Consider the following 6968-nt stretch of genomic DNA (forward strand, 5'->3'; position numbering starts at 1 on the left):
GCCATGTCAGCACGGCTGCGTGGTGTGGTGAGTGAAGTGCGCCAGGGGGTGGACTCGGTATCGTCGGCGTCGGTAGAGATTGCCAACGGCAACCACGACCTGTCGGCGCGCACAGAGCAGACGGCCTCGAACCTGGAAGAGACGGCGGCCAGCATGGAACAGCTCACGGCCACCGTGAGCCAGTCGGCCGACACGGCCCGCCAGGCCAACCAGCTGGCCGGCACGGCGGCCCAGGCGGCAGCGCGGGGCGGCGAAGTGGTGGGCCAGGTGGTCACCAGCATGCAGCAGATCACCGACAGCAGCAAAAAGATCAGCGACATCATCGGCACCATCGACGGCATTGCCTTCCAGACCAACATCCTGGCGCTGAACGCAGCGGTGGAGGCGGCCCGTGCAGGCGAGCAAGGCCGTGGGTTTGCGGTGGTGGCCAGCGAAGTGCGCAGCCTGGCGCAGCGCAGCGCCGAAGCGGCCAAAGAGATCAAGACCCTGATCAGCGCCAGCGTGGAAAACGTGGAATCGGGCTCGGCTCAGGTGGCGCAGGCCGGGCAAAGCATGCAAGAGATCGTTGCCAGCGTACAGCGCGTGAGCGACCTCATCGGCGAGATCACGGCGTCCTCGACAGAACAGCGCGACGGCATCGCGCAGGTCAACCAGGCCGTCACACACCTGGATCAGATGACACAACAGAACGCGGCGCTGGTGGAGGAATCGACTGCTGCAGCCGCCTCGATGCGCGACCAGGCCCAGCACTTGGCGCAGGTGGTGTCGGTGTTCAACGTGGGTGCGGTGGCCACCCGGGCGCCGGCAGCGGCACCCGCACCACGGCCTGCCGTGGCCAAGGCAACGGCCAGCGCGCCCCGTGTGGCGTCCGCTGCCGCCCCAAAGGCCCCTGCGCCCGCCCCGGCGCGCCTGCCTCCGGCCAAGGCATTGGCCCCAGTACCCGCTCCCAAGGCGGCGCAGGGTGGCGATGACGATTGGGAAAGCTTCTAAATCGATAGCGGCCAGCGCACGACTATCAAGCGCTGGCTGCTATTTGGGTGATCGGCCAGTAGGCCGGTTGCACAACAAGGCAGCTTTGGCTGCCTTTTGTTTTTTGTTTGGGTGCATTCAGAACGAACTCTCCGATGCCCTTGGTCAACATCCGCCTTGCGCGCCGCGACCTACCCACTACCGCAGTCCAGAAAGCCGCCTGGATTGCGGGCGTGACCCAGCTCATGCAGCAGGTGCTGGACAAGCGGCCGGAAAGCGTCACCGTCATCCTCGACGAGGTGGATCTGCAGAACCTGTTTGAGGCATTTTCGGGGATCGCATTGGAGTGCAATCGGGATGAGTGGATGCTTCGGGTGCGCCGCATGGGCTCATGCCCATGCAAGCAGCCGGGGCGTCCAATCGCCCGATTTCACTCCAACCCTTCGGGCAAGTGCCTTGCCGGGCGGTCTGCGGCGTTGCGGCGCTTGCCAATAGCACGGGCTATTGGCTGCGCACCGCGCCTTGCATCCCATCCCGGCAAGGTACTTGTGCGACCCCGAAAATACCTCAAACAGGTTCTCGTAATTGGGGGCCAGGCGGCGAGCCAGTGACCGTGATCCGCCAGCGAAGCAGGGGGCCGACGCAGGCTTGAGCTGCGGCGCGCTACACCTGCGCGCCCTCCACCAGAAACTGCACCTTGCGTTCGCCCTTCCACTCATTCACATCCAGGCGGAAGGCCAGCAGCACCCGCGCGGGCAGCTGCTCGGTGTGGCCGAACCAGATCGCGTCCACGGGGCTGCCCTGGTGGATGAGCTTGAGCGACAGGTGGTTCTTGGCCTCGCCCACCAGGCGCTGGCTCACGATCTGCACCTCTTCGCTGAAGGTGGGGGGCGCAAAGCCCTGGCCCCAGACCTCGCGGTGCAGGGTGTCCACGATGTCGGCGCGGCAGTATTCCGGGGCCAGCGGGCCGTCAGTCTCGATACGGCGGGTGAGTGTGGCGGCGTCCAGCCATTCCTGCGCCACCTGGGCAAACGCCTGCTCGAACACGCCGAACGATTCCTCGGCCACGGTGCAGCCCGCTGCCATGGCGTGGCCGCCGAACTTGAGGATCACGCCCGGGTGGCGCTTGGCCACCAGGTCCAGCGCGTCGCGCAGATGAAAGCCGGGGATGGAGCGGCCCGAGCCCTTGAGCTCATGCTCCTTGCCCGGTGCGCTGCTGGCGGCAAACACAAAGGTGGGGCGGTGCAGCTTGTCCTTGATCCGGCTGGCCACGATGCCCACCACGCCTTCGTGGAAGTCGGGGTCGAACACGCTGATGGCCGGGGGCGGCTCTTCGCTCTCGTCAAACAGGCTCTCGGCCATGAGCATGGCCTGGTCGCGCATGCCGCCCTCGATCTCGCGGCGCTCGCGGTTGATGCCGTCCAGCGTGGCGGCCAGCTCGGCCGCGCGGCCCGCGTCGTCGGTCAGCAGGCATTCGATGCCCAGCGTCATGTCGGCCAGGCGGCCTGCAGCGTTGATGCGCGGGCCTAAAGCAAAGCCAAAGTCAAAGGTGGTGGCCACGGGCGCCTTGCGGCCTGCGACGTGGAACAGGGCGGCAATGCCCGCTGGCATCTGCCCCGCGCGGATGCGCTTCAAGCCCTGGGCGACCAGGCGGCGGTTGTTGGCGTCGAGCTTGACCACGTCGGCCACGGTGCCCAGGGCCACCAGGGTGAGCAAGGGGTCGAGCTTGGGCTGGGTGGCGGCGTCAAACACGCCACGAGCACGCAGCTCGGCGCGCAGGGCCAGCAGCACATAAAACATCACGCCCACCCCGGCCATGGACTTGCTCTCGAACGGGCAGCCGGGCTGGTTGGGGTTGACGATGGCGTCCGCTGCCGGCAGCTCGGGGCCGGGCAGGTGATGGTCGGTCACCAGCACTTGCAGGCCCAGTGCCTTGGCTTCGGCCACGCCGTCCACGCTGGCGATGCCGTTGTCCACGGTGATGAGCATGTCGGCACCCCGCTCGGCCACGCGGCGGGCGATCGAGGCGGTGAGGCCGTAGCCATCGGTCACGCGGTCGGGCACCAGGTAGTCCACGTTCTGGGCGCCCAGCAGCCGCAGGCCGCGCACACCCACGGCGCAGGCGGTGGCGCCGTCGCAGTCGTAGTCGGCCACGATGATGAGCCGTTGGTTCTGCGCCATGGCATCGGCCAGCAGGCGGGCTGCGGCGTCAATGCCCTTCAAGCCCTGGTCGCCACTGGGCGGCAGCAGGCGGCCCAGGCCATCGTCCAGTTCGTCCTTGGCCCGCACACCGCGCGCGGCATACAGGCGCGCCAGCAGCGGGTGCACGCCGGCTTGCTCCAGCGCCCAGGCGGCGCGGGGTGGAATGTCTCTTGCTATTATTTTCATAGCTGCACCAGCATATTCGACCAGCGCATGGGGCGAAAAAGACCTTGAAACCGCTGTGCAAGGCTGCGTGGAGCGGTGTGGAAGCCCAGCGCATTGCGTTCGCCGCACAGGGTCAGCTGCACGGGCGTGCCGCTTTCGGCCCGGCGCAGCAGGTCGGCCACGGGGCCTGCGTCCAGCGCGGCCCAGGCGCTGGCCCAGGTGCGCCAGTCGTCGTGCAAGGCGGCGTCCCGCAGGTTGGTGGGCATGTGGGGTGGCACGGTGGCACGCGGTGGGCCAGCCAGTGCGCCCGTGCCGTGCACCCAGAACGAGTTGACGACGGGCAGCCCGCGCGCAGAGCGCTCGTCGTTGAAGGCGTGGGTGTACAGCAGCATCTGCATCTCGCTGTGCAGGCGGTGCAGGGTGCGGGCTTGTTTCACATCGGGCATCCAAGCGCGCACGTCGCGCAGCAACACACGCTCCAGCGACGCGGTGGCCAGGTCGGCAAACAGCGGCCCGCTGGCCAGCCAGCGCGTGGGCTGGTCGTAGTGCAGGGCGATGCCGTCCTCGGCAAACCAGGGCGCCACGATGGCCAGCAGCGCGCGGGACGCGGCTTCGTCCAGGCCCAGCTGTTCGGGGTCGCGCAGGGTGACGTGGTCGGTGCTGACCTGCCACTGGCAGGGCGTGACGAAGGCCCAGGCCTCGCCATGGGTGGTCAGACCTTGCTGATGGCGGTGCCAGGCCGCCCAGGGGATGCGGCCGTCTTGCGCGGGCATGCCCAGGGCGCGGGCCAGGGCACGCTCGTGGGGGGCGGAGAAGCTGGTTTCTTCGCCGGTGTCGTTGTGTTCGGGGCGGGGGCTGAGCCGGGCCAGCAGCCGGTCCAGGTGGGGCAGGGCCAGGCCCTGTTGGGCTTGCTGGCATCCCGGTGAGGCGCTGGCGGCGTAGGGAATGAGCAAATGGGTGGTGTCCGACATGGGCGTATTGTCCGGGATGCCACAATCGGCCCGGCCCGTAGCGTGCATTCCGCACCGTACAGGCCCTTCTTTCCTAATCCATGCAAATTCCCTACGAACTGGCCCTGGGCTGGCGCTACACGCGCGCGGGCCGCGCCACGCGGCGCAATGGCTTCATCTCGTTCATCTCGGGCGTGTCCATGCTGGGCATTGCGCTGGGGGTGGCGGCGCTGATCATCGTGCTGTCGGTGATGAACGGCTTTCAAAAGGACGTGCGCGACCGCATGCTCAGCGTGGTCTCGCACATCGAGATCTTTGCGCCCCTGGGGGCCGCACTGCCCGACCCGGCGCTCACCCTGGCCGAGGCCAAGAAGAACCCGAACGTGATCGGGGCTGCACCTTTTGTCGCGGCACAGGCCCTGCTGGCGCGTGGCGAAGACATGAAGGGCGCGCTGGTGCGCGGCATCGACCCGGCCCTGGAAGGGGCGGTGACCGACCTGGCTGCCACCAACGAGAAAACGCTGAACCTGCTGGTGCCCGGCGAGTTCCGCGTGGTGCTGGGGGGCGAACTGGCCCGCGCCCTGGGCGTGCGCGTGGGCGACCCGGTGACGCTGATTGCGCCCGCTGGCCAGGTGACGCCGGCTGGCGTGGTGCCACGCCTCAAGCAGATGACGGTGGCGGGTACGTTTGACTCCGGCCACTACGAATACGACTCGGCCCTGGTGCTGCTGCACCATGAGGACGCGCAGCGCATCTTCCGCCTGGAAGGCCCCACGGGCGTGCGCCTCAAGCTCAAGGACCTGCACCAGGCGCGCGAGGTGGCGCAGGAGCTGGCCCGCAGCCTGAGCGGCCAGCTGCTGATCCGCGACTGGACGCAGCAAAACCGCACCTGGTTCGCTGCCGTGCAGCTGGAAAAACGCATGATGTTCATCATCCTGACGCTCATCGTGGCGGTGGCAGCGTTCAATCTGGTGTCCACCCTCGTGATGACGGTGACCGACAAACGAGCCGACATCGCCATCCTGCGCACGCTGGGCGCCAGCCCCAAAAGCATCATGGGCATCTTTGTGGTGCAGGGCGCGATGGTGGGCGTGATTGGCACGCTGGTCGGCCTGCTGCTGGGCCTTGGCATCGCGTTCAACATCGACGTGATCGTGCCGGCCATCGAGCGCGCGCTGAATGCGAGCTTTTTGCCCAAGGACATCTACCTCATCAGCAAGATGCCCAGCGAGCCGCAGAGCAGCGACATCGTGCCCATTGCCGTCATCTCGCTGGTGCTGGCCTTTGTCGCCACCCTGTACCCCAGCTGGCGCGCCAGCCGTGTGAACCCTGCCGAGGCGCTGCGCTATGAGTAACCCCACCCCCCATACCAACCACCACCCGGTGGTGCTGGAAGCCAAGGGCCTGACAAAACGCTTTTCCGAAGGCCGTCTGGATGTGACCGTGCTCAAGGGCGTGGACCTGCAGATCCATGCAGGCGAAACGCTGGCGATCGTCGGCGCCTCGGGCTCGGGCAAGAGCACCTTGCTGCACCTGCTGGGCGGGCTGGATGCGCCCACGGCGGGCACGGTGCGCCTTAAGGGCGAGGAGATGTCGTCGCTGTCGGCGGAGCGCCAGGGGCAGCTGCGCAATCAGCACCTGGGGTTTATCTACCAGTTCCACCACCTGCTGCCGGAGTTCAGTGCGCTGGACAACGTGGCCATGCCGCTGCGCATCCGCCGCCTGCCGTTGGCCCAGTGCCATGCGGAGGCGGAGCGGGTGCTGACATCGGTCGGTTTGAAGGAGCGGTTGATGCACCGGCCGGCCGAGCTGTCTGGCGGGGAACGCCAGAGGGTGGCGATTGCGCGGGCCTTGGTGACGCGGCCTGCATGCGTGCTGGCCGACGAGCCTACGGGCAATCTGGACCGGAGTACGGCTGATGGGGTGTTCGACCTGATGCTGCAGTTGGCGCGGGACCAGGGCACGGCGTTTGTCATGGTGACGCACGATGAGTCGCTGGCGGCGCGGTGTGATCGGGTGATGAGGCTGGTGTCTGGGGTTTTGGGGTGATTTTGGCTGGATGCGCTAGTGAAATATGCGCTAGCAGCTATGCTTTTTGAAGCGCTCTACCTCCGCGCAAAGGGCCGTGTGCCTGGTTAACGGCATGCCTTGATGGAGGGCGGAGGCCGGGAGTCGCCCCGGCGGGCGAGGTACTTTTCTTTGCTTCGCCAAAGAAAAGTACCCAAAAGAAAGGCGACCCCCAGTCTGCGACCCCTTCGCTGTGCGAAGGGGCAAACCTGCGTCGGGGCGGTTGCGGGGTGCGCCGTGGAACTCACTGCGCTGCGTTGCAGCTTCGTTCAGACATCCACGGCGAGTCAGAGCACGAAGCACGCGCGCTCCGACGCGCGTGCCACCCCGCAACCGCCCCGCCGCAGGCGCAGCCAGCAGGGGGTGGACAGCCGAACATCCAACAGCCGCACAACCATTCGGGCCATTGCTGCGCTCGGCCGCGCCTGCGCAGCGCGAGGCGCTTGCGCCCGCCATCCTGGGCCGAGCGCAGCGATGGCCCGTGTGGATGTTCTGCTCCCCTTGCCCCTGTGGATGCGCCGAGGAGCGCAGGGTTTGGCGGATCAGGGCTCGCGTGTGTCTGAGCGACGCGCAGCGGCGCGAGTTGAGCGAGACCCCGCCAAACCCGAGCACCGC

6 protein-coding genes are annotated in these 6968 nt (G+C 67.5%); 4 read left to right on the forward strand and 2 right to left on the reverse strand.

Annotation, left to right across the window (positions count from 1 at the left end; all coding sequences use genetic code 11):
- On the forward strand, positions 1 to 990 hold a 990-nt coding region (locus tag ISS20_RS22325), incomplete at its 5' end, for a methyl-accepting chemotaxis protein (RefSeq protein WP_291439663.1).
- 134 nt (positions 991 to 1124) lie between these two features.
- Entirely contained in the window at positions 1125 to 1580 is a 456-nt protein-coding gene (locus ISS20_RS22330) for a 4-oxalocrotonate tautomerase family protein (protein WP_291439664.1), read from the forward strand.
- A gap of 52 nt (positions 1581 to 1632) precedes the next feature.
- Here ISS20_RS22330 and recJ read toward each other — a convergent pair whose 3' ends face one another.
- A complete protein-coding gene (recJ, locus tag ISS20_RS22335) occupies positions 1633 to 3357 on the reverse strand; it encodes a single-stranded-DNA-specific exonuclease RecJ (protein ID WP_291439666.1) in 1725 nt (574 codons plus the stop codon).
- Positions 3354 to 4307, reverse strand: coding sequence for a phosphoglycerate mutase (locus ISS20_RS22340; protein ID WP_291439668.1), 954 nt, complete (start codon positions 4305 to 4307; stop codon positions 3354 to 3356). The genes recJ and ISS20_RS22340 overlap by 4 nt, the downstream gene beginning before the upstream one ends.
- Before the next feature lie 80 nt (positions 4308 to 4387).
- On the opposite strand from ISS20_RS22340, the gene ISS20_RS22345 reads away from it, so the two are divergent.
- Together ISS20_RS22345 and lolD are read left to right on the forward strand one after the other, a co-directional pair.
- The gene (locus tag ISS20_RS22345) at positions 4388 to 5641 is read left to right on the forward strand and encodes a lipoprotein-releasing ABC transporter permease subunit (protein ID WP_291439670.1); all 1254 of its coding nucleotides are present in this window, start codon (positions 4388 to 4390) and stop codon (positions 5639 to 5641) included.
- Complete coding sequence (gene lolD / locus ISS20_RS22350; RefSeq protein ID WP_291439672.1) at positions 5634 to 6335, forward strand: lipoprotein-releasing ABC transporter ATP-binding protein LolD; 702 nt, start codon at positions 5634 to 5636, stop codon at positions 6333 to 6335. Before ISS20_RS22345 ends, lolD begins: the two co-directional genes overlap by 8 nt.
- Positions 6336 to 6968: the final 633 nt, after the last annotated feature.

Source organism: Acidovorax sp. (genome assembly GCF_016783915.1).
GTDB lineage: Bacteria > Pseudomonadota > Gammaproteobacteria > Burkholderiales > Burkholderiaceae_C > Acidovorax.

Coding starts and splice junctions, on each gene's coding strand:
- recJ (WP_291439666.1), bottom strand. CDS start 3,357: ATGAAAATAATAGCAAGAGACATTCCACCCCGCGCCGCCTGGGCGCTG.
- ISS20_RS22345 (WP_291439670.1), top strand. CDS start 4,388: ATGCAAATTCCCTACGAACTGGCCCTGGGCTGGCGCTACACGCGCGCG.
- ISS20_RS22340 (WP_291439668.1), bottom strand. CDS start 4,307: ATGTCGGACACCACCCATTTGCTCATTCCCTACGCCGCCAGCGCCTCA.
- ISS20_RS22330 (WP_291439664.1), top strand. CDS start 1,125: ATGCCCTTGGTCAACATCCGCCTTGCGCGCCGCGACCTACCCACTACC.
- lolD (WP_291439672.1), top strand. CDS start 5,634: ATGAGTAACCCCACCCCCCATACCAACCACCACCCGGTGGTGCTGGAA.